The sequence below is a fragment of the Pseudoalteromonas sp. NZS100_1 genome (assembly GCF_015864285.1).
GTDB classification, from domain to species: Bacteria; Pseudomonadota; Gammaproteobacteria; order Enterobacterales; family Alteromonadaceae; genus Pseudoalteromonas; species Pseudoalteromonas arctica.
This window is the reverse complement of the sequence record NZ_JADYXN010000007.1, coordinates 15,865-35,331: the sequence shown is the minus strand read 5'-3', so window position 1 is coordinate 35,331 and position 19,467 is coordinate 15,865. Positions and strand designations below refer to the sequence as shown.

The 19,467-nt window shown below is 37.0% G+C and carries 26 protein-coding genes and 1 pseudogene; 4 read left to right on the top strand and 23 right to left on the bottom strand.

Annotation, left to right across the window (positions count from 1 at the left end; all coding sequences use genetic code 11):
* Positions 1-36: 36 nt before the first annotated feature.
* From I6F66_RS06765 to dapA, 13 genes are all read right to left on the bottom strand, one after another.
* Complete coding sequence (locus tag I6F66_RS06765) at positions 37-546, bottom strand: outer membrane lipoprotein carrier protein LolA (RefSeq protein WP_197118920.1); 510 nt, start codon at positions 544-546, stop codon at positions 37-39.
* 23 nt (positions 547-569) lie between these two features.
* The gene (locus I6F66_RS06760) at positions 570-998 is read right to left on the bottom strand and encodes a thioesterase family protein (RefSeq protein WP_007580812.1); all 429 of its coding nucleotides are present in this window, start codon (positions 996-998) and stop codon (positions 570-572) included.
* Positions 991-2,535 (bottom strand): histidine ammonia-lyase, encoded by a 1,545-nt coding sequence (gene hutH, locus I6F66_RS06755; RefSeq protein ID WP_008137191.1) that lies wholly within the window; start codon positions 2,533-2,535, stop codon positions 991-993. The genes I6F66_RS06760 and hutH overlap by 8 nt, the downstream gene beginning before the upstream one ends.
* On the bottom strand, positions 2,528-3,496 hold the full coding sequence (locus I6F66_RS06750; RefSeq protein WP_101216995.1) for an acyltransferase: 969 nt from the start codon (positions 3,494-3,496) through the stop codon (positions 2,528-2,530). Before I6F66_RS06750 ends, hutH begins: the two co-directional genes overlap by 8 nt.
* Complete coding sequence (locus I6F66_RS06745; RefSeq protein ID WP_197208963.1) at positions 3,486-4,235, bottom strand: glycosyltransferase family 2 protein; 750 nt, start codon at positions 4,233-4,235, stop codon at positions 3,486-3,488. Before I6F66_RS06745 ends, I6F66_RS06750 begins: the two co-directional genes overlap by 11 nt.
* Positions 4,228-4,593, bottom strand: coding sequence for a thioester dehydrase (locus tag I6F66_RS06740; RefSeq protein ID WP_165740772.1), 366 nt, complete (start codon positions 4,591-4,593; stop codon positions 4,228-4,230). The genes I6F66_RS06745 and I6F66_RS06740 overlap by 8 nt, the downstream gene beginning before the upstream one ends.
* Positions 4,577-5,941: an AMP-binding protein gene (locus I6F66_RS06735; protein ID WP_197208962.1), complete on the bottom strand. Its 1,365-nt coding sequence runs from the start codon at positions 5,939-5,941 to the stop codon at positions 4,577-4,579. Before I6F66_RS06735 ends, I6F66_RS06740 begins: the two co-directional genes overlap by 17 nt.
* Positions 5,934-6,500, bottom strand: coding sequence for a hypothetical protein (locus I6F66_RS06730; protein WP_165740774.1), 567 nt, complete (start codon positions 6,498-6,500; stop codon positions 5,934-5,936). The genes I6F66_RS06735 and I6F66_RS06730 overlap by 8 nt, the downstream gene beginning before the upstream one ends.
* Positions 6,501-6,504: 4 nt before the next feature.
* On the bottom strand, positions 6,505-6,750 hold the full coding sequence (locus I6F66_RS06725; RefSeq protein ID WP_002958648.1) for an acyl carrier protein: 246 nt from the start codon (positions 6,748-6,750) through the stop codon (positions 6,505-6,507).
* Between the two features lie 21 nt (positions 6,751-6,771).
* Entirely contained in the window at positions 6,772-7,029 is a 258-nt protein-coding gene (locus I6F66_RS06720) for a phosphopantetheine-binding protein (protein ID WP_007580830.1), read from the bottom strand.
* Positions 7,026-7,808: a 1-acyl-sn-glycerol-3-phosphate acyltransferase gene (locus I6F66_RS06715; RefSeq protein WP_197209016.1), complete on the bottom strand. Its 783-nt coding sequence runs from the start codon at positions 7,806-7,808 to the stop codon at positions 7,026-7,028. The genes I6F66_RS06720 and I6F66_RS06715 overlap by 4 nt, the downstream gene beginning before the upstream one ends.
* Positions 7,801-8,514 (bottom strand): beta-ketoacyl synthase chain length factor, encoded by a 714-nt coding sequence (locus tag I6F66_RS06710; protein ID WP_197208961.1) that lies wholly within the window; start codon positions 8,512-8,514, stop codon positions 7,801-7,803. The genes I6F66_RS06715 and I6F66_RS06710 overlap by 8 nt, the downstream gene beginning before the upstream one ends.
* Positions 8,515-8,632: 118 nt before the next feature.
* Entirely contained in the window at positions 8,633-9,550 is a 918-nt protein-coding gene (dapA, locus tag I6F66_RS06705) for a 4-hydroxy-tetrahydrodipicolinate synthase (protein WP_197208960.1), read from the bottom strand.
* A gap of 171 nt (positions 9,551-9,721) precedes the next feature.
* On the opposite strand from dapA, the gene I6F66_RS06700 reads away from it, so the two are divergent.
* Together I6F66_RS06700 and I6F66_RS06695 are read left to right on the top strand one after the other, a co-directional pair.
* A complete protein-coding gene (locus I6F66_RS06700) occupies positions 9,722-10,375 on the top strand; it encodes a DUF6058 family natural product biosynthesis protein (protein ID WP_197209015.1) in 654 nt (217 codons plus the stop codon).
* 103 nt (positions 10,376-10,478) lie between these two features.
* Complete coding sequence (locus tag I6F66_RS06695; RefSeq protein WP_197208959.1) at positions 10,479-11,348, top strand: delta-class carbonic anhydrase; 870 nt, start codon at positions 10,479-10,481, stop codon at positions 11,346-11,348.
* A 66-nt stretch (positions 11,349-11,414) separates the two neighbouring features.
* On the opposite strand, the gene I6F66_RS06690 is transcribed toward I6F66_RS06695, so the two are convergent.
* From I6F66_RS06690 to dkgB, 8 genes are all read right to left on the bottom strand, one after another.
* Positions 11,415-12,179 carry a 2-keto-4-pentenoate hydratase gene (locus I6F66_RS06690; RefSeq protein WP_197208958.1) on the bottom strand — a complete coding sequence of 255 codons (765 nt, stop codon included), beginning with the start codon at positions 12,177-12,179 and terminating at the stop codon, positions 11,415-11,417.
* A 138-nt stretch (positions 12,180-12,317) separates the two neighbouring features.
* Positions 12,318-12,722 carry a hypothetical protein gene (locus I6F66_RS06685; RefSeq protein WP_002958658.1) on the bottom strand — a complete coding sequence of 135 codons (405 nt, stop codon included), beginning with the start codon at positions 12,720-12,722 and terminating at the stop codon, positions 12,318-12,320.
* A gap of 109 nt (positions 12,723-12,831) precedes the next feature.
* The gene (locus tag I6F66_RS06680; RefSeq protein ID WP_007378675.1) at positions 12,832-12,990 is read right to left on the bottom strand and encodes a hypothetical protein; all 159 of its coding nucleotides are present in this window, start codon (positions 12,988-12,990) and stop codon (positions 12,832-12,834) included.
* Between the two features lie 26 nt (positions 12,991-13,016).
* Positions 13,017-13,361 carry a hypothetical protein gene (locus tag I6F66_RS06675; RefSeq protein WP_197208957.1) on the bottom strand — a complete coding sequence of 115 codons (345 nt, stop codon included), beginning with the start codon at positions 13,359-13,361 and terminating at the stop codon, positions 13,017-13,019.
* Between the two features lie 420 nt (positions 13,362-13,781).
* Positions 13,782-14,072, bottom strand: coding sequence for a hypothetical protein (locus tag I6F66_RS06670; RefSeq protein ID WP_101217001.1), 291 nt, complete (start codon positions 14,070-14,072; stop codon positions 13,782-13,784).
* A gap of 107 nt (positions 14,073-14,179) precedes the next feature.
* Complete coding sequence (locus I6F66_RS06665; RefSeq protein WP_197208956.1) at positions 14,180-14,590, bottom strand: hypothetical protein; 411 nt, start codon at positions 14,588-14,590, stop codon at positions 14,180-14,182.
* Between the two features lie 335 nt (positions 14,591-14,925).
* Positions 14,926-15,213 carry a putative quinol monooxygenase gene (locus I6F66_RS06660; RefSeq protein ID WP_002958660.1) on the bottom strand — a complete coding sequence of 96 codons (288 nt, stop codon included), beginning with the start codon at positions 15,211-15,213 and terminating at the stop codon, positions 14,926-14,928.
* 79 nt (positions 15,214-15,292) lie between these two features.
* The gene (gene dkgB / locus I6F66_RS06655) at positions 15,293-16,108 is read right to left on the bottom strand and encodes a 2,5-didehydrogluconate reductase DkgB (protein ID WP_024591732.1); all 816 of its coding nucleotides are present in this window, start codon (positions 16,106-16,108) and stop codon (positions 15,293-15,295) included.
* Between the two features lie 222 nt (positions 16,109-16,330).
* Between dkgB and I6F66_RS06650 the strand changes: the two are divergent.
* Together I6F66_RS06650 and I6F66_RS06645 are read left to right on the top strand one after the other, a co-directional pair.
* Positions 16,331-16,625: pseudogene (locus I6F66_RS06650) on the top strand (LysR substrate-binding domain-containing protein); the annotation flags it as partial.
* Between the two features lie 152 nt (positions 16,626-16,777).
* On the top strand, positions 16,778-17,818 hold the full coding sequence (locus I6F66_RS06645) for a metal-dependent hydrolase (RefSeq protein ID WP_197208955.1): 1,041 nt from the start codon (positions 16,778-16,780) through the stop codon (positions 17,816-17,818).
* Between the two features lie 74 nt (positions 17,819-17,892).
* Here I6F66_RS06645 and I6F66_RS06640 read toward each other — a convergent pair whose 3' ends face one another.
* The gene (locus tag I6F66_RS06640) at positions 17,893-18,855 is read right to left on the bottom strand and encodes a sensor domain-containing diguanylate cyclase (RefSeq protein ID WP_165741646.1); all 963 of its coding nucleotides are present in this window, start codon (positions 18,853-18,855) and stop codon (positions 17,893-17,895) included.
* A 328-nt stretch (positions 18,856-19,183) separates the two neighbouring features.
* A complete protein-coding gene (locus tag I6F66_RS06635; RefSeq protein ID WP_007580861.1) occupies positions 19,184-19,453 on the bottom strand; it encodes a hypothetical protein in 270 nt (89 codons plus the stop codon).
* Between the last annotated feature and the right edge of the window lie 14 nt (positions 19,454-19,467).

Sequence of the window (19,467 nt, the reverse complement as noted above, 5' to 3'; positions counted from 1 at the left end):
CCTTAATTAACCACTGCATTATTTAAAAACATAATTTTATTTGGAATAAGTAAACTCAATTTTTGTGTTATTTCCTGAGTGCTCATTTAGTGTAATACTGCTCACTTGCTTAGCAGTTTCACATAAAATAAAATCACTAAATAATTGCTGTAGTATCGCTTCTTTTGGTATTAACTGTGTGCAACTGTCTTGCATTTTAGCAATGTCAAAACGTGTTTCCAGAGCACTCATATTTACGCTAAGTAAGTCACTCAGTAATCCTACAAATTGCTCGCTACCGGGTTGTGGTATTAACTCACCATTGGCATTTTGTGCAAGCACTTTGCCGTTTTCTATTATGAGCATACTCTCAACAGGCATTTTCACTTGCCAAATTAGCTTTTCATCAATTAACGAAAAAACACCCGACGAAATAAAAGGCTTAGCAAATCCATTAAATTGCTTATATTGCTTAAACTCACCTTTAATAGCGGCTGCATTTACTACAGAGCAAAACAGCAAAAAGCTAATGGCTATGCTCAATGTAAAACATTTTAAAAAATTCATTTAATCGCCTATAAAATAAAAATTTAATTCAAAACCGCTTTTAACTTATTAAATAAAATAGCGGGTGATTCAAATTGCATTTCTTTGGAGCTAACCTCAACCGCAACTTGCGTGGTTGAGGCTTTAGTAAGGCGCTTATTAGTTAGCGAGTCAGTGATTACGTAATCAATCCGTAGTCGGTTCTCGTATTCTTTTAAGTAAGCCGCTACTTTAATTTTTTGAGTAAATACTGCTGAGGCAACATACTTTATTTGCATATCAACAATTGGCCACGCGTAGCCCGATTCATGCATTTGCGGGTAATCATAATCAAATAAACGCAGTAACTCGCAGCGCGCTACTTCTAAATAACGTGGGTAATTTCCATGCCATACAACATTCATTGGGTCGCAGTCATGAAATGGAATTTCAATTTCTACCACATGCGTTAATAATGCACCTTTACTATTCATACAACGCCCAACGTTTAGTTTGAATATACCCTATTGTTTGCCTTAGCACGGCTTCCATTGGTCTATCCTCAGTGAGGTTTTCAAAGTAATCAGTTATATCGGTATACATGTTTTGCATATCTTGCGTTAAAGTCGAAAACTCAAGATCGCCTTGTTTTATACGCAATCTAACACCTTGAATACTTGCTAATAACGTACTTGCTAACACTTGTTCTGTTAGCTGTAAAATACGTAAACAATCGCGAGACGCAATAGTCCCCATACTCACTTTATCTTGATTATGACACTCTGTAGAGCGAGAAAAAACGCTGGCCGGCATGGTTAGCTTTAATGCTTCAGCAGTGTAAGCGCTACAGCCAATTTGAACCGCTTTAAAACCATGATTAATATAACGGCGCTCTGGTGCACTATCAGACAAGTTTGAAGGTAGCCCATTGTTGTACTTAGTATCAACCAAAGAAGCGATTTGTCTGTCTGCTAAATCAGCAAGGTTTGCAACGGCTGTTTTCATGCTATCCATTGCCATTGCAATGTGGCCTCCGTAAAAATGCCCGCCGTGTAATACATGCTCACCTTGGCCGTCAATTATTGGGTTATCGTTTGCTGAATTAAGCTCGTTTTCTATCATGTGCCTAAAAAACGGCAGACTGTCTTGCAGCACACCAATAACATGGGGTGCACAACGGATTGAATACCTATCTTGAAGTCTGTCTGCATTACGAGGGTGATCGTGATGGTTTAAATCTTCTCTTATCCAACGTGCAATTTGTTGCTGCCCAGGATGTGGCTTAACTGAAAATAATATCTCATCAAAATGATGGCTATTTCCTTTAAGCGCTAAGCTTGATAATGCAGTAATACGGCTCGCCAGTTTAGCTAAGTAATTAGCCCTATCAAACGCTAAACACGCTAATGCAGTCATTACCGCTGTGCCATTCATAACGGCAAGACCTTCTTTTGGCCTTAGTGTTAGTGGTTCTAAGCCAACTTCTTTCATAACTTCTGCACTGTTACGTACTTGGTCTTTGTAAAACACATCACGCTCGCCTACCATCGCACCTGCAACGTAAGATAACGGTGTTAAATCGCCACTGGCACCTACGGACCCTTCTTGCGGGATCACAGGCACTATATCGTTATTTAAGTAATCTTTAAGTAGGTGCAGCATTTCCCAGCTAATACCAGAGTAGCCCTGTGAAAGTGATGTTAAGCGGGTCGCTAAAATTGCACGCCCTTGCACTTTATTAAATACATCCCCGAGTCCACAGCCGTGAAAGCGAGTTAAATGCAGAGGTAATTCATCAACTAAATCAAGGGGTACAGCCACCGTTACAGAATCACCGTAACCAGTAGTAACGCCGTAAATCACGCCATCTTCTTTTAAAAGTGTGTCTAAAAAACGCAAAGCGCTATTAATTTTAACGCTAAAAGTTTCACAGCTATTTAATTGCACTTGTGTTTCATTAAAGGCAACTCGAACAATATCTTCAATTGATAATCGCTGATTGCCAAAAAGCTGTATATTTTGTTCAGTCACACTTGTTCTCCATTGATTGATCGCGCACTACCTGCTGATCACTTTTCCAAAAATCGTAAAAATTAAACCACTGATAAGGATATAAAGCTGCGTAATAACTCAAACGCTGTGCATAGTCAGTAATAATAAGTGTTAGCGCCTGCTGTCGCTCTCGTCGAGGCATTTTTAATGACTGGCTGTAATGTTCAAATATCACTTGATACTTTTTGCTTTTTTTATCTTTTAAACAAAACAAAAAGTAAACAGGGCAATCAAGCAGCGCGGCTAATATAAAAGGCCCCTGTGAAAATGGGGCATTTTTGCCTAAAAAAGGCACCTGTACCGACCGAGAAGCCGTTGTTGTGCTTGTTCTGTCGCCAACAATAACGATTATTTCTCCCTGCTCTACTTTTTCTTTTAGTAAAATAGCTAAGTCAGGCCCCATATCAGTCACTTGTATTAAATTAACCGACACATCTGGGTTAATCTTTTTAAGCATTTTATTAAATTCAACAGCGTGATGGGTAAACACCAGTACATTTATTTTTTTACTGCTGCGGTGCTGGCTAAGTGCCCTGCACACCTCTAAATTACCCAAGTGAGAACCTATAAAAATAGCCCCTTGATTTTGCTCATCTAGCTCAGCAAATAAATGCTCATTCGTGTATTTAATATCACGTTGGGTTATTCGCCCAAGCCAAGCATCAATTTTATCTAATGCACTATCTGCAAAACTGCAAAAGTGCGTTAATTGCATTTTAAACGTAACAGGTTGTTTGCAGCCTTGGTAAACATTAACCTGCGCTAAAAACGCTTTAGATGCTACACGCGCTACTTTTCCTGTTAAAAAAAGATAAAAGACCACAGGAAACAAAACAATCCACAGTCCTTTTCTACCCAGTAATTTATGAGCAAATAATAGTATTTGAATACCTAAAAAATTACCGCGCTCTTGCATTTTAGACCAGTGTTTAGCGGCCATAACGCCTCTTTAATTTATGCCAGATTAACACCGGAGAGCGAATCAACATTCCAAAAAACAAGCGGGTGTGTAACCACGAAATACGCACGTTGTCGTGTAATGGCTGAAAATGAGAAAGCCCATTTTCGGGGTAAATTACTTGGCTAGGTAAAAATACAAAAGGCACATTGCGCCAATATAAACGCACTAAAATTTCGGGGTCAAAATCCATGCGTTTTCCAAGCGATACCTCATCAATTAGCTTTGTACTTTGCTCAAGCGGATACACTCTAAAGCCACACATCGAATCTACAATTGTAAAACTTAACGTTTCAATCCATACCCACACATGCGTTAAATAACGTGCTAAATAACGGTGTTTAGGCACTGAATCGTCATATATTGGGCAACAGCTTATAAGCGCTTTAGGCTGAGCGTTTGAAAGCGCTATTAGTTTTTTAATATCAGATAAGTCATGCTGCCCATCAGCATCAACCTGTATCGCATGCGAAAAACCTAGCTTATGTGCCTGCTTTAAGCCGGTTTGTACCGCGCCGCCTTTGCCTTGATTATCGTCGTGGGTAACTACACTCAACTGCGCGTACTTTGCATCAAGCTTACTAAACATATTTTTAGCTTCGGCGTTGCTTGCGTCATCGACCATAATAATTGCAAGATTAAATGACGATAATTGGCTCAGTACATCATCAATAACCGTAATGTGATTATAATTTGGGATAACAATACAAAAGTTATTCATTTATCAGGCTATCAAAAACAACACGGCCAGACGCATGCTGTCCTTTGTTTGAATTGTACGAAAAGGTATATTTATTCTCTGCTTTTTGCTCAAGCAATAATTCGATTGTTATACCTGGGGTAATCACTACCTGAAACTTTAATACTTCAACATTTTTAACAGGTTGCTGAACATTATAATATTTACAAATTGCAGCCACAGCCCAGTCTAATTGCACAACACCGGCGAGTATTGGGCCATCCGTAAAATGTCCTTTGAAATAATCTAAATCGTGAGGAACTAGTAAGCTTAATTTATACTTTTGCTCTGCTTTTTCAAAAGACAGTAAATCAGGCTGTGTTTTAATCAACTTTTGCAAAAAGACTCTCCAATGCTTTTAAATTTAACTTTGCCTGTGAGTTGTATGGTAATTGTTCGACAAAACGCCACTTTTTAGGGATACAAATTCGCTCAAAGCGCGCTAGTGCATGCGCTTTTAATAAGTTATTTGTGGCTAACTTACCGTCACTATTAAAAAACATCTGTCCACTATGCGTAAGCACAACAATAGCACCTACAATTAATCGCTCACCAGGCAAGGCGATTACTTTAGCTTCACTTACCCACTCACTAGTACACAAATATTGTTCTAGCTCATCTAAACTTAATCGCTTTTCTTCTAATTTTATAATTCGATCGAATCGGCCTAATAATCTAAATTGACCATTTTTAAGTACTTCGCCTCTATCATCTAAAGGGTAATTTTTGTCGCGAACGAGCGGTGAGTTTAAAATTAAACGCTGATCGTCCAAAGCCCGTACTTTAATACCCGAAAATGGCTGCCAAAGGCTAACCTTTTCAAGTGAAGTAACTTGTCGATATGCAATACCACCTGTTTCGGTACTACCAAAAACTTGTGTAACTGGTTTATTTAATTGCGTAAACAACGATACAGCATCTTCGTTTAATAGCGGTCCACCTGATGAGAAAATCCATTGTAAATGAGACTTATCATCCACTAAAACATTATCAATACATAACCGTTTTAACTGTGCTGGGCTTGAAACAAACACTACTTTTTTAAATAACTTGAGCTTTGTAGCTATATGTTCTGGGTAATGCAATAGTTCTGTATTTACAACCTTTCCTGCACGTAATGGCCACAATAATCTAAACAGTAAGCCGTATATATGCTGATGCGAAACACTCGCTATAAAAATAGGATTATCAATCAGTGCGTAGCTATTAATTAATGTACTTAATTCTTTATTTATTACCTGCCACGTTTTTACAATTGGCTTTGCTTTACCCGACGAGCCCGACGTGTAAAAAACAATTGTGCCTTCTTGAGGCCATTTAATTGTTTCAATAGATACAAAGTGAGGTTGATTGACTAAGGTGCCTATATCTAAAAAATCAGCCTCTAAATCGGCTACTAATTCAGACTCACCAATAAAAAAAGGTGTTTGTTTAAGCAAGGAGTTTAACGTTGCAGGTTGCCCATTAGGCGGCAAAATCACTGTGTTTCCGTGTAGTGCCAAAGCAAATAAGTACACGGCAAATTTGTAGGTGTCTGTGGTGTATAAAACAACCGATGATTTAGCATTTAACGTTGATAGCTTTGCTAAAACTTCGTTTATATCACTAACAAACTGACGCTCCGAAATATCATTATCAGTATGATTAAAACATGTTCTTATCGCATTACTTTGAAAAGCATTAAACACCGGCGTTCCTTTTTACTTTTTGTCTGACTAGCCACTCTATAGCAAACAATGTGCCCATAGCTAAGTAAGCAATAAAACCATTATAAAAAGCCCAGGTTTCTAGGCTACTAAAAATACTGGTGTACAGGGCAATACCACCGTTTAATACAAAAAACACACACCACACTAGCGTTACTTTTTTTGTATAAATTACACCGTTTTCATCAAGTGAGGGCTCAGTAATGCGCGCAAAGGTTTCAATAATAGAAGGCCCTTTATACAAGGAATACGCAAACACAACTAACATAACTAAATTAATGATTACGGGATACAAACGCAGCCCTAAGTCGCTATCCATTACCTTGGAAATCAAAATAGTAATGGCTGCTAAAAATGTAGCGGGCTTTAACCACGGCATTTTATCAAACAAGGCTTTGCTTAACCAAAGTCTAAGCCCGAGTAAAAATAGCAGTAATACTGTAATAATCTGACTATTAAAACGCGTAAGGCCTACGTACACAATAATAGGGTAGCAAGCCAAGCAAATCATAATTAACGTTGTTAAAACTGCTTTTAACATAGTATTAGTTAACTAACTTTTCTATTTCGGTGACTATATCTTGCACTGTGCGCACGAGCTTAAAGGCATCAGGCTCAATTTTTTTACCTGTGATTTCTCTTAACTTCACAACTAAGTCAACTGCATCAATACTGTCTAAATCAAGATCTTGGTACAGGTTAGCCTCTAAGCTAATATCTTCTGGGTCTATTTCAAATTCGTTTTCTAAAATGCCGTGTAATACATCATAAATTTCAGCAGCGGTTTTCATCTTTCTTCCTACTTTTATATATTAAGAACGTGCTTGTTCAATAAATTTTGCTAAAGAATTAACTGAGGCAAAGTGCGCTTTAGTTTGATCAGAGTTTGCATCTATTTTCACATCAAATTGCTTCTTTATCGCAAGTCCAAGCTCTAATGCATCTATGCTGTCTAGCCCTAGGCCATCTACAAATAAAGCGTCATCATCTTGAATGTCAGCAGTGGTCATGTCTTCAAGGTCAAGGCTTGAGATAATCAGTTGTTTTATTTGTTCTTTTAATTCGCTCATATATTTTTTAGCTCTTGTGTAAAATAATGTTGTAAATCTTTAGTCAATTGGCGTGATTGTATCGCAAGCATATCGCTGTGGTACGTTGCACAATTAAACTGCTGGCCCGCAAGCCTCATTGTAAAATGCGCCTGATATGGCGCGACCTTATACCAAGGTGTGCCTTTGGTTAAAGTGTTTGGCTTCATTTTAATTAAAAAAGTAGTAATGGGCGCATGACATCTAATTGCAATATTTGCAGCGCCTCGTTTAAACTTTAATGTTTTATGAGGCTCTGTCCGTGTCCCTTCAGGAAATACAATTAAGTTATTACCCTTTTGCAAACTGCGCTCGCACTCTCGTAATAGCTCCTGCGGATCGTCATTACTTATATAGCCAGTACTTTTAATAACGCCGCGCATAAAAGGATTTTTAAATAAATGTGCCTTTACTACGCAATCTGCATTTTTTACTACCGAAATTAAAACAACAACATCAATTAAAGAAGGATGGTTTGCTAATATCAGTTGCCCTTTTAAGCCTTCAATTTTTGCTTTATCGTTAACATGGAATCGAATAACGCCTGTTATATGCATTAAACTAACAAATAATTTGAAACAATAATGCACTGTTTTTCGAGCCTTAAGCTTTTGTTTAACTGAGTCACTTTGAAATAGGCGCTGAGCAGGAAAAACAATAAAGGCTAATACTAAACCACCCATTCCAAAAACTGAAAAGCAAAATGCAGTAGCAATAATCCGCCAAATCAATCCACATAGCCTTTGTGCATTTTTAAGCATGGTACGTAAGCTGCCAATCGTGCTCAAGCGTGTTATGAACAAGTAATGTATTGCTTCGCTCATACAAAGCTTTAGCGCATTGAATACTCATTGGTAAGTCGCTTTTTTCCATGCCCGTATTAAATACTTTGTTTAAACTAAAGTGGGGTTCGCCTTTTTGCGGCGCTCTTATTATTAAACCAATAGAGTGTGCTATTTGCTGTTCATCGGCGTACTGAGCGTAAATATCGGGGAGGGGTTCATCGGTATGAACTATTAATATGTGTTGCTGATCGTTATCAGCAAGTCTTACAAAGCCATCTACGAGTGCATAAATAAAGCTTTCGGCTCCTGCAGCTATAGCATTTGTAGCACTTGTATTACCCTGTATTATCCCAAAAAGTCCCGATGCGGCATTATGCACACTTAACCCAAAACCAGTGGGCGACAGTGGCTGATCATTTACTACATCAATAAGTAAGTTAGACGTTTTGTGAAAATCACCGTGGCGAGAAGAAAAAACACTCGGTAAATTAACATAGTTACCTTGAGTGCTTACTTGATGAGCACTAAAGAGTGCCATTTTAATAAAGGAAGTCATTCGGCGTCGCTGCATAGCAGGCACCCAACTAAGATTTAATACGGAGGAATCAAACCAATTACTCTCTTTTATTTGTCGCTGTTCGGGCTTTATCCATATAGCGAGTTCTTCAACAACAAATTTCACAGCTCTGCATATTTTATAAGATATAAGGGAAGGAATTTTACCGATTTTAGCAATAGAAGTAAATAATCATTAACAAAAAGCACTGAACTAACACTTTGTTCAGTGCTTGCTCATATTGCTAGGAAAGCAGGGCTATATCGCCTTGCTTAATACACTTAGCTGCGCCGCCTACAACATCGCTGTTATTTAACTCATTAATTAACACTTCGCCTTGAGCTTGTTGTTCATCATTAAGCGGTAAATACGGTAATCTAAATACTGGGTTTACTGCACCTGTCATCATCATGGCGGTATTAATAGCAATCGGATTTGGCTCACAGAACAACCAGTTCATTAATGGCTGTAATGAGGTATTTAACTCATCATTTTTAGTATCCATTAACTGACGGAACAAACCAGGTATAAGGTTAGATGTAACCGAAATAACACCGTGCGCTTTATGTGTGTGGCGCGCATCATGGCTTTCGTCATCGTTACCCGACCAACATGCAATACCTTGTTGCTCATAATGGGCTATGCGTTCATTGCCGCCACACTCTTTAACACCAATAAAATGCTCGTGCTGTGCCAGTGGCTCAATAATATCAGGTGTTAGGTCTTGACCTGTTCGCCCTGCTACGTTGTAAATAAAGGCAGGTCCAATATCAAGTACGCGCTTAAAGTGCTCTTTAACACCCGCAATAGACGTACGTCCGTAATATGGATTAATTTGCAGTGCTGCATCCATACCGCTGGCAAAGCCATATTTAGTTGCTTTAATCGCTTCACGGGTGTTGTTACTACCGGTATTACCGACAATAACCAGTTTGTCACCATACTTGTTTGCACTGTGCGCTATAAGCATTAAATGCTCTTCCCAGTTCATTAACTGGCCTTCGCCTGTTGTGCCACCAACTACAATGCCGTCAACGCCTGCTGCAATTTGTATTTCTACGAGTTCATCGTACTTTGCTAGGTCTATTTCACCGTTTGCTAAGTATGGCGTTTTAATAGCTGTAATAAGGCTTGCTTGTTTAATTTTCTCTAGGGTGCGCATAAAAAATCATTATTTATAAAACTTGCGCTATTTGTAACATAATTGCCGGTACTTTTGGAGGTGTAAGCCTACATTTAATTATAAAATTTCTTGTGTTATTAAGTTTGGTAATACAAAATGAACAACTGTATATATGAACAGTATTTTATTTTTAACGATACCAGAGGCTTTATGCGTTTATCTGACTACTTAGCAACTCATTTTTATAACACCGATGAACTGTGCCAAGCATTAAATATAGATGCAGATACACTTTTAGCTTGGCAAGAGCGAAGTGTTTTCCCAAAACCAAGTTACTGTATTAAAAGTCAACTTAGCTGCAGCTCATATTCAGGTTTGTATGAATGCGAAGAGTATGACGACTATTACCCGCGCGGCTGTGTTAATTGGGGTCAAGGTCTTTTAAAACAAAAAATAGAATCATCAAGCCATGCTTTTAATTATTTTGCACAGCAATATACTGCAAGCCTAACTAAACTCGCTCAGCAAGGATTTACGTTTAGCGAAGAGCTATTTGGCTGTGAAATAGACGAGCACCTACAACAAGTTTGGCAACAGTTTTTATGCAGTAAGTACGGCGTACTTACTCAAAATGGATTAATAGACGAAATAGTCTCGGTAGATATTGGCAGGTTATTAGTTGACGACATTACCGAACTGCGCAGTAAAGCGAGCTTAAACCAAGAAGAAAGAGCGCTACTGCACCCCGCCATGAAGCTTCTAAACAAATCATTAGGGCATGGCGCCGATCATGAAAAACAACACACATTACGCACCCGCTATATAGATGCACTTATTTTAAAATACGATTTATCTATAAAATAGTTTTGCATTAGTTTGATTATTTATCATTTTAGGATTATTTTACGAAAAACAAGATCTGTTAACTTAATTGTTACGTAAAATATGATTTAAAGGCACTGACTCAATGACAATCAAAACAAAAATAAGTGTAATTTCTGCTGTAATCACTATCCTGTCTTTTAATACGCTAGCTAAAGCTAACCACGAAATAGCAAATGACGACATAATAAAAATGCAGCGTGCAGCACTTGCTAAAAACACTGCAAATAAAGGCTTTGGCCCACAATCTCCACGCAATATTGATAATTATAAAGGCGAAAACACCGTAGTTTTCTCTCATGCCCCAACTTCATCAAATATGAACTTATGTAATATACACTTTCATAAAAATGCTGAACATGCCGGTGGCGAGTTTAGTAAATATGCCGGAAATGGTAATGGAAAAGGCTTTAAAAGTGGCTACTTATATTCAGGCTCTTTAACTAAAAGTGAAAGTAAATCAGCAAAAATTGAAATTTGTCCGAGCGATCACGGCGCGCTGTTAGTTGGCGATACCATTGAGGTTCATAACGTTCATACGTCAGCAATTGTAAAACCAGGCCCTACCTTGGGTAGCTGTTTAAGTGATTCGATTAAAAATCCGCAACTACGTGTTGAAGCCCAAGTATATGTATTAGTAAACGATGCTAACGCACTTGATTTTGCTCAAATAAGCACCGTGTCATCTGTTAATGGTTACTATCAAGCTATTGCTATACCTACAAATACGGGTAAACCGGTTGTTTATAGCGGTTCAACTACTGGTCCTAGTTACAACGAGACAGGCTCTCCTTTTCAAGTAACATGGTCAGTTAAACCAAAAGTAGCAAAGGTTGATATAAACAGTGTTGGCAAATGGTGTGAAAGTAACACCTTTAATGAAGATCATGCTCACGGCGTACGAAATCTCGTAATAAATCCTGCATTACTCTCAAAATCAATAATTAAAATTTAGCCAAATAAAAAACAACCCGCTAATTAGTGGGTTGTTTTATTATGACCGTTAAAATGAGTATTACGCTTAATGGGATAAAAATGTCACATTAAATGTATTTAAATCTTCATATGTAATACATGTTTGCTCATTGGTATTAAGCTCAACAACACCACAGTAAGAACCAGTTATAAACACTTGCCCTGCTTTTAAGTTAATTCCCTTTGCTGATAAGTAATTAACTGCCCAATAAAGTGGAAGCTGCGCAAGCTCTGCAGGATGCACACCTGCTAGGTTTAACTCCAGCTCAGTTTGCTTAACGTTAATATTTACAGTACTTGCGTTATACGCTTTGGCTTTATCTATTTGTGGGCCTAAATACACGCCTTGATTAGATAGGCCATCGGCCAGCTTTTCAATGTGCGTGCTTGGAGTGTCTTCATCAAACCTTTTTTGGATAAGCTCAAGTGCCAAGTGGGCGCTGGCAAATGCAGTATCCACGTCTTCATTTGTATAGGTATTATTACTTGGTAAATCGCTTTGCAAAATAAATGCAATTTCTGGTTCAACAAGCGCTTTATTGTTTGTTGTATACAGTGGGCAATTTTCAGCTTGTTTTATAGGTGCATGTAAAAGAGGCGCTAATATAATTGAGCCATTATCTAAAGGCAGCATACACTTCCAGCCATATACAGTTTGATCATTTAAGTAAATCATCAACTTTTGTACTTCTATTGCATCGTCAGTCGAGTCTAGTACTAACTCTTTAGGAAAGTTTGAACGTGCTGGGTTTTCATCTCTTTGTGCTAATAAGTGAGTAGCAATTAGTTTTAGCTGTATTGAGTTGTTCACATAAATCTCTTTAAAATACGTTACTGGTTAAGCAGTAAATAGGAAGGGTTATATTATTAATGTATTAGCTTAGGCATTAGAACATCATGTTAAATGCCTATAATTAAAATTGTATTTAAAACAAAGCGTGGTAATTATTTAAGTATCAATAGATTTAAGCGAACGTAAAAACAGCCCTAAGCCACCAAACGCTAAAATTATAATAACAATCAAATCAAACGACGTCATAGTTCGCATACTAAATCGAACACTCGATATAACGCCAAATATTAGTGCGGTTAACGAACCTAGAGATAGCACCCAGCCTAAAATATTTTTAGAATTGTAAAAAATCAGACCCACACCAAAAATAAATGGGATCATAACCATGCCGCCTGTGACGCCAAAGCCACCTAAAGCATTAACACTATAAATGCGAGAACTTAGTCCAAAATTAGAGGTCACCGAAATTGCGTTTAGCAGCATATAAAAGCCACCGCACATCATAATCAAACCAATAAAAAAATGCCCAATACCACCAGAGCTTCCACCCGCACCTTTCATTATTAATTATTCCTTTTATATTTTTAACTTAATCGTTTTAAATGGTAATTACTCGACTATTAACATTGACCGCGGTCTACATAATCAATCCGTGCACACGCGAAAACACTTATCGCGTAATTACATGCCAAATAACATAAAACCAAGATAAAAAACCATGCAAAATTGCCCATAACACAGACTCGTTAGCACTCCATGAAATAGCAATTGCTAGGGCTGTACCAAAAGAGACTCCATATTTTACTATTTCATTTCTTGAGTTTCTCATTAATTATATTCCTAATTTTTAACTTGTTAGCTGTTTGATTTGCTTACTAAAACTGAAAGCTCTTTACCATCAATATTGATACTTGCTTCTTTGCCTAGTTCAACAACTAAAGAGGGAGCCATATGTTTTCCACCTAGCTTCAGGTCAGTTGCTAAACTAACAGTAGAATCATCAATTGGCGTTACTGTAAAAGCAAAACTATACGAATTTTCAACTGAAACTGACGCCTCTTCGTTTGAATTTACTACTAAAATAGGTGAACCAATTAAGTTTTTATTATCATAAAACTTGGCATTCACTACAAAACTATCATTAGCTTGTGCAAATGAGACAAAGCCTAACAACGCTATTATTGCGATTAATTTTTTCATTATTATTTCCATATAAATTGATACAGCTAAAGGCTATTAAAGCTTTATTAGCTGTGATTTTTCAGCTAGCAATTTACCAAGTAATGATTAAAAAACTTATGTTTTAGCTCTGATGAAGTAACCAACACCCAGTGAACTAATATAGAACAACACTCCAAATACACTAATATCAATGAGTAGCTTTAGAATGTCAAAAGTATCTGTAAACACAAGATACTCAAAAGCAAATAAGTGAAATATAACTTTTGATCCGAAATACGCAGTTAATAAAGGGATTACAAAAATAAGAATAGATTGATTAGATTTATTAATTTCCATACCCATGTCTCCATTATTTATTTAATTAATTAACTCAGCTGTAAAATAGGTAAGTACTGAAGGACGAAAATTGCCAGCGGCTAACCTCCCTTCTCGCCTTAATTACTTATACGGTGCTACCTTGAATTCTCTGCTTTGTAATTCATGGTAGTTATTTATCTTTGCAACTGCATTTTTGACTTGATCAAAAGTTGCACTTTTACAGAAGTATAGAACATATCCTCCCGTAATATCTTTATTAGAACTGAATGCATATTCAAGACCGAACTTTTCACACAATACGTCTTCAATATAATCCTTGTGATCGTAATCAATTAATTCAATTGATGCTCCCCATTCAACGTGTTCTTTAACTTCAATTTTTGACAAGATATATCTGAACTCATCAAACATGTCACGTATACCTTACGTCTCATAATAGAAAGTGGTTAGTTAAAATATGCAGAAGTAAGGAGCCTATTAACAACTACCAGGCTTATAGTTAAATTACTACCTAAGATTTACCCTACTCTAATTCCCACCGTCATAGGTGGATAAACATGTCTGATAACAAAATTTTTTCCATTATCAAAAGTTAGTGTAAATTGATTTACTACGTCTTCACCTAAATGATCACTTTCAACAATGTCGCATATTCGGCTCGGCAGTTTTGAAATATTAAAAGGGTACAATAATTCAGTTCTTTCTACAGGTTCAATACTCAAGCCTAAACTTGGGTAATAACCAATAGCGTCAACTTCACACGGTTTAATTAAATAAGTTTTGCCATCTTCAAATTCTAAGGTTATTTCATAGCAAATCAAAAAACCTTCATTACTCTTATCTTGCCATGCCTGGTGAACTTTTTCGTGAATATGACTTAATGAAACAGCTATAAGAACTTTTCCTTTCAAACTATTCAAGTCGAACATATATGCTTAATGCCTTAAATTACATCTTCCTATATTCACACCAGAGAATTTTAATGTAAACAACAAATTAAATAGGCTATTTATTAGAGTGGGTTGTGATACCAAAACGACTTTAATAAAGTTATGAACCTCTTTTGATTTCGACGCACTGTGCATTAACAAAAAAGAGTCCTAATAGGTTTCATTGATATTGGCGAAGTTGAGTATTTAGGCAGGTTGGGCTGTAAGAATAAAAGGTGATGTAGGTTAACAGCACCTATTTGAGTATTTACTTTATGATATGTAATCTAGCTGAGTATTTTAATACGTACCATAATAGGCACTATAAAAAGAATTTAACCAATTGATTTATATACATCAATACTACTATTGGTTAAAAGCCCAGTAACTTGCGTACCAAACGCTTTAAAGTGTGGCTCGTTTTTATGCGCTTCAAAGTGCTCGTCAGACGCCCACTGTTCGCTAACAACGTAGTCGGTATGTTCATCATCACTTTTTACCGATAGTTCATAACGTAAGCACCCTACTTCTTGGCGCGATGACTTTTGTAAGTTTTCAAGTGCTGTAAGCATCACATCTGCATCAATATTTTTGCACGACAGTGCAGCTATAACCGTTAACATGTGTATTCCTTCTTAAAAGTTAAGGTGTAGATAATCTACACCTTAAAATATTTAGTTTAACTTTGCGTTTGAGGTAAGTTTACTGATCCCACTGCGGCGCAAATTCTGGTGTTGCTTGGCGGTCGCCGCAATCAAGACCATCAATGCGGGCTATGTCTTCATCATCTAATTTAACGTGGTCGTTAAAGTTATCTTCTAAGTTTTTGCGCTTAGTTGATGATGGAATTGTCGTCATACCACTGGCGTTAACCCATGCTAAAACAACTTGTGCTGGACTTGCATCGTGCTTTTTAGCAATGTCGATAATGGTTTGATCTTTAAGTACTTTGCCTACTACAAATGGCATGTATGCTGTTACATGAATGTCGTGCTGAGCACAAAATGCGCGTAATTTAGTATTAGTTAAATATGGGTGAACCTCAACCTGATTGGTAAATATTTCACGCGAGTCAAGCGTTTGCATTGCTTCATTTAAGTTTGCAATAGTGAAGTTTGATACTCCAATGTGCTTAGTTAAACCAAGCTGCTTCGCTTTTAGTAATTCAGTGAGATATTCACTCATTGGCTCGTCGTTAGCAGGCGATGGCCAATGAATTAGCAGTAAGTCGACCGAATCAACCTGTAGCTTTTCAAGTGACTTTTTAACGCTTGGGATAAAGTCGCTTTTATTTAATTTGTTATTCCACACTTTGGTAGTTAAGAATATTTCACTGCGCGGAATATTGCTGTCTTTTATAGCTTGGCCTACTTGCTCTTCGTTGCCATAAATTTGTGCGGTATCAATATGGCGAAACCCAACTTCGAGTGCCATTTTTACTGAGTTATAGGCAGTGTCGCCCTCTAAGCGGAATGTACCCATACCGAGTTCTGGCATTTCTATTACACGTTTTGTCATGGTTTATCCTTACAAAATAATCGGTTAAAAATACAAACTTCTCTGAAGTTTTACGAAATACACCTTTTACTTCTTATTACGACTGTCACTTAAAAATCTATGACCTCATAACAGGTATGAGGTCATTAATTTTAGTTTCAAGGTTAACAGCTAAGACTTTATACTTGCTGAATTTCACGTTTATCATGCATACCGCTGTAACGCGTAACAGCAATTGCGCAAATTGATGATTTACAAAATCATAAGTTAATTGGTTTTAGTGACTCCCCTAAATTAAATACCTGGCCGTTAGTAAAGCCCGCTTTATTTACGTTTTCGCTTAGCGCAAGCAGCGGTGAAACAGTGCGCCAGCGGTGTATTGCAAACCAAGGTGTTGCGTTACTTTCTCACTTTATGATTGGCAATGACCTAAAAACAGGTAAATTAGTTGAAGTGTTACCCAATGCAATTAGCTCGCCAAATAACCGAGAAATTATACAAGCCATGTATTATAAAAAATAGTACGGTATCATCTTGAATTACAGCGTTTTTAGATTTTATAAAGCCTAGGCTTAGTTTATAAGCTCTGTATATTGATTTGCTTATTAAATGTTTTAACCGATTTTTTGACGCTTTTTAATAATCGAAAAGTATAAATAACAAAAGTAGTAATTAAAGGTATTAATCAAAATGGATTCTTTAACGCAGGTAGCATTAGGTAGTGCTGTAGGTTATGCGGTATTAGGCAACAAAGTAGGCCGAAAAGCCGTTTTGTGGGGCGCCACTTTGGGCACACTCCCTGATTTAGATGTATTTTTTCCTTATGGCGGCTCTGTAGAAGCATTTACTTATCACCGTGGCTTTAGCCATTCGTTATTAATACATTTATTAATTAGCCCGCTTATTGTATGGCTAATATTAAAAGTACACGCGGGAATGCAAACTTATAAAGTACGCTGGTTTTGGCTGGTGTTTTTGAGTTTATCTACCCACGCTTTACTAGACAGCCTAACGGTATACGGTACACAATTACTCTGGCCTTTTACTGAGTACCCCTTTGCGGTTTCTAGTGTGTTTATTATTGACCCCGCTTACACGCTTCCTTTATTAATTGGCGTAATATGTACGCTAATACCCAAAATAAAAGCAGCAACGGCTTATCGTATAAATGCAGCGGCTTTAGTTTTAAGTAGTCTATATTTATTTTGCGCTTTAATTTTAAAAGTAAATATTGATGACAAAGTAAAAACGGCTCTCAACAACAGACAAATACCAGTAAATGCGTATGTTAGTACGCCTGCTCCGCTAACCACTTTGCTGTGGCGTATTGTTGTGATGTCTGACGGACAATACTACGAAGGTTATGCATCAGTATTTGACGCGCCCAGCGATGTAACATTAACGGCTTATCAAACAACGCCTTCATTGTTAAATAATATTAGCGATGAATGGGCTATAAAACGCTTGCAGTGGTTTACTAAAGGGTTTTATTCGGTACGCCAACAGCAAAGCAATATTGTACTTTCTGATTTACGTATGGGTATGGAATGCAACTATGTGTTTAATTTTGTAGTGGGTCAAAAAAATGATTCAGAAGTAAACCTTGGTAACTTTGAAAAAATAAGTCAAAGGCCAAAATTAAACAATCTTCATAAAATATGGAACAGAGTTTGGCAACCAAATGTGTCTTTAGCATCACCCGCTGCAAAAAATGACTGCAATAGCGAATAACGGCATATTATAAAATTCGTACTAGCATGAGGAAGTTAAGTGAAGTTCAAGCAGCAATTAAACTAAACAGTTCACTAAAGTGATTGCTGCTTTTTTTGCTGATACATTGCAACATCAGCATCTTGAATCATATCCTCAACTGATTTACCTGTATCGTGTTTAAAGTGTGTTACTCCTACACTGTAATCAATTTTGTATGGCTTGTTTAAGGTATTATTAGCATGCGCTATTGCATCCGCAAACCTTTGTAAAACAAACTCTGCTTTTGTCTCGTCTGAGTCGCTTAACATCGCAACAAATTCATCTCCGCCAAGTCGACCTATGACTTCACAATCACGAAATGAACTAAGCATAATTTGTGCAAATTTATTTAATACAAAATCGCCTTCGTGGTGTCCATAAATATCATTAATTTGTTTAAACTTATTGAGATCAAACAATATAAACGACATTGATACTTTGTTTCGCCTACATACATTTAGCGTATGTTCGGCAAGGTTTAAAAAGCCACGTCGATTAGAGATTCTTGTTAACTCATCAATTGTGGCTAGTTGAATTGATTGAATTTCTCGCTCGACTAACGTGCCTAAATCTCTTAGTAATTGTTTTTCTTCATCATTGAGTTGTCTAGGTTTATTATCGGCAAGGCACAAAGTGCCTATAATGACTCCTTCCCTTAATTTTAAAGGAAAGCCTGCATAAAAGCGTACTTTAGGATCGCCTGTAACAAAGGGATTATCAAAAAACCTTTCGTCCTTTGCTGTATCTGGGATTATTAATAACTCGTCCTGATTTATGGTGTGGCCACAAAATGAGGTTTCGCGAGGAAGCTCAGGCGCATCAAGCCCCTGCCTTGATTTAAACCACTGGCGGTCTTCGTCAATCAAAGTAACCAATGAAATAGAAACATTAAACATACGCTTGGCAATACGAGTAACACGATCAAAGCGCTCTTCATGAGACGTATCTAGAATTTTTAATGCTCTAAGCGCGTGTAATCGCTCAGCTTCGTTATTTGGAATCTCAGGTTTAATCATTAAAGCTCTATTAATTTTAAATATTTTATAAATTACAAAACTGGAGCGAATATTTTCGAGTTTATAATCCGATAAACTTATTTAAATTATAAACAGTCTGCCTATTCAAACTAGAACATTACCTAAAAATAGCAATAAATAAATATTTATAAATATCAGTAAGTCGTGCCTAAATAAAGATAAGATTCAATCCGCAAAAAATTATGATTTAAGCAAGTGGGATTAGTGGTTGATACAACATAGCTACCCTTTAATGAAAAAGTAGTAGTGGCTATTTAGTTTTATTTAAATAACCACTGGATTTGGCATACATACAAAAATAAATACTTTAATTTTGGTGCTCATATTGTCCGCGGTAAACTTCAAATACTTTTAAAACAGTATGTTGCTCTTTAGTTAGGTTATCAAACCAATCATCAAACAGCTCATCATCTTCTTGCTCGCTTAGTGCCATATACCGCGCTAGTAATTCTACAATATCGTTATGGTTGCAGGTTAAAGGATTTACTTGTTGCGCCAAGGTACTGTGGTCGCGCTCTCTTAGGGTTTCCATTACCCCTTGATCAATTTGTTCTTGTTGTTGTGTTGCGTCACTCATACATAACCTCTGTA

Coding starts and splice junctions, on each gene's coding strand:
- I6F66_RS06700 (WP_197209015.1), top strand. CDS start 9,722: ATGCGTTTATCTGACTACTTAGCAACTCATTTTTATAACACCGATGAA.
- I6F66_RS06765 (WP_197118920.1), bottom strand. CDS start 546: ATGAATTTTTTAAAATGTTTTACATTGAGCATAGCCATTAGCTTTTTG.
- I6F66_RS06715 (WP_197209016.1), bottom strand. CDS start 7,808: ATGCTTAAAAATGCACAAAGGCTATGTGGATTGATTTGGCGGATTATT.
- I6F66_RS06645 (WP_197208955.1), top strand. CDS start 16,778: ATGGATTCTTTAACGCAGGTAGCATTAGGTAGTGCTGTAGGTTATGCG.
- dapA (WP_197208960.1), bottom strand. CDS start 9,550: ATGCGCACCCTAGAGAAAATTAAACAAGCAAGCCTTATTACAGCTATT.
- I6F66_RS06675 (WP_197208957.1), bottom strand. CDS start 13,361: ATGAAAAAATTAATCGCAATAATAGCGTTGTTAGGCTTTGTCTCATTT.
- I6F66_RS06685 (WP_002958658.1), bottom strand. CDS start 12,722: ATGAAAGGTGCGGGTGGAAGCTCTGGTGGTATTGGGCATTTTTTTATT.
- I6F66_RS06635 (WP_007580861.1), bottom strand. CDS start 19,453: ATGAGTGACGCAACACAACAACAAGAACAAATTGATCAAGGGGTAATG.
- I6F66_RS06660 (WP_002958660.1), bottom strand. CDS start 15,213: ATGTTAACGGTTATAGCTGCACTGTCGTGCAAAAATATTGATGCAGAT.
- I6F66_RS06665 (WP_197208956.1), bottom strand. CDS start 14,590: ATGTTCGACTTGAATAGTTTGAAAGGAAAAGTTCTTATAGCTGTTTCA.
- I6F66_RS06640 (WP_165741646.1), bottom strand. CDS start 18,855: ATGATTAAACCTGAGATTCCAAATAACGAAGCTGAGCGATTACACGCG.
- I6F66_RS06680 (WP_007378675.1), bottom strand. CDS start 12,990: ATGAGAAACTCAAGAAATGAAATAGTAAAATATGGAGTCTCTTTTGGT.
- I6F66_RS06760 (WP_007580812.1), bottom strand. CDS start 998: ATGAATAGTAAAGGTGCATTATTAACGCATGTGGTAGAAATTGAAATT.
- I6F66_RS06730 (WP_165740774.1), bottom strand. CDS start 6,500: ATGTTAAAAGCAGTTTTAACAACGTTAATTATGATTTGCTTGGCTTGC.
- I6F66_RS06695 (WP_197208959.1), top strand. CDS start 10,479: ATGACAATCAAAACAAAAATAAGTGTAATTTCTGCTGTAATCACTATC.
- I6F66_RS06725 (WP_002958648.1), bottom strand. CDS start 6,750: ATGAAAACCGCTGCTGAAATTTATGATGTATTACACGGCATTTTAGAA.
- I6F66_RS06750 (WP_101216995.1), bottom strand. CDS start 3,496: ATGGCCGCTAAACACTGGTCTAAAATGCAAGAGCGCGGTAATTTTTTA.
- I6F66_RS06670 (WP_101217001.1), bottom strand. CDS start 14,072: ATGTTTGATGAGTTCAGATATATCTTGTCAAAAATTGAAGTTAAAGAA.
- I6F66_RS06745 (WP_197208963.1), bottom strand. CDS start 4,235: ATGAATAACTTTTGTATTGTTATCCCAAATTATAATCACATTACGGTT.
- dkgB (WP_024591732.1), bottom strand. CDS start 16,108: ATGACAAAACGTGTAATAGAAATGCCAGAACTCGGTATGGGTACATTC.
- I6F66_RS06720 (WP_007580830.1), bottom strand. CDS start 7,029: ATGAGCGAATTAAAAGAACAAATAAAACAACTGATTATCTCAAGCCTT.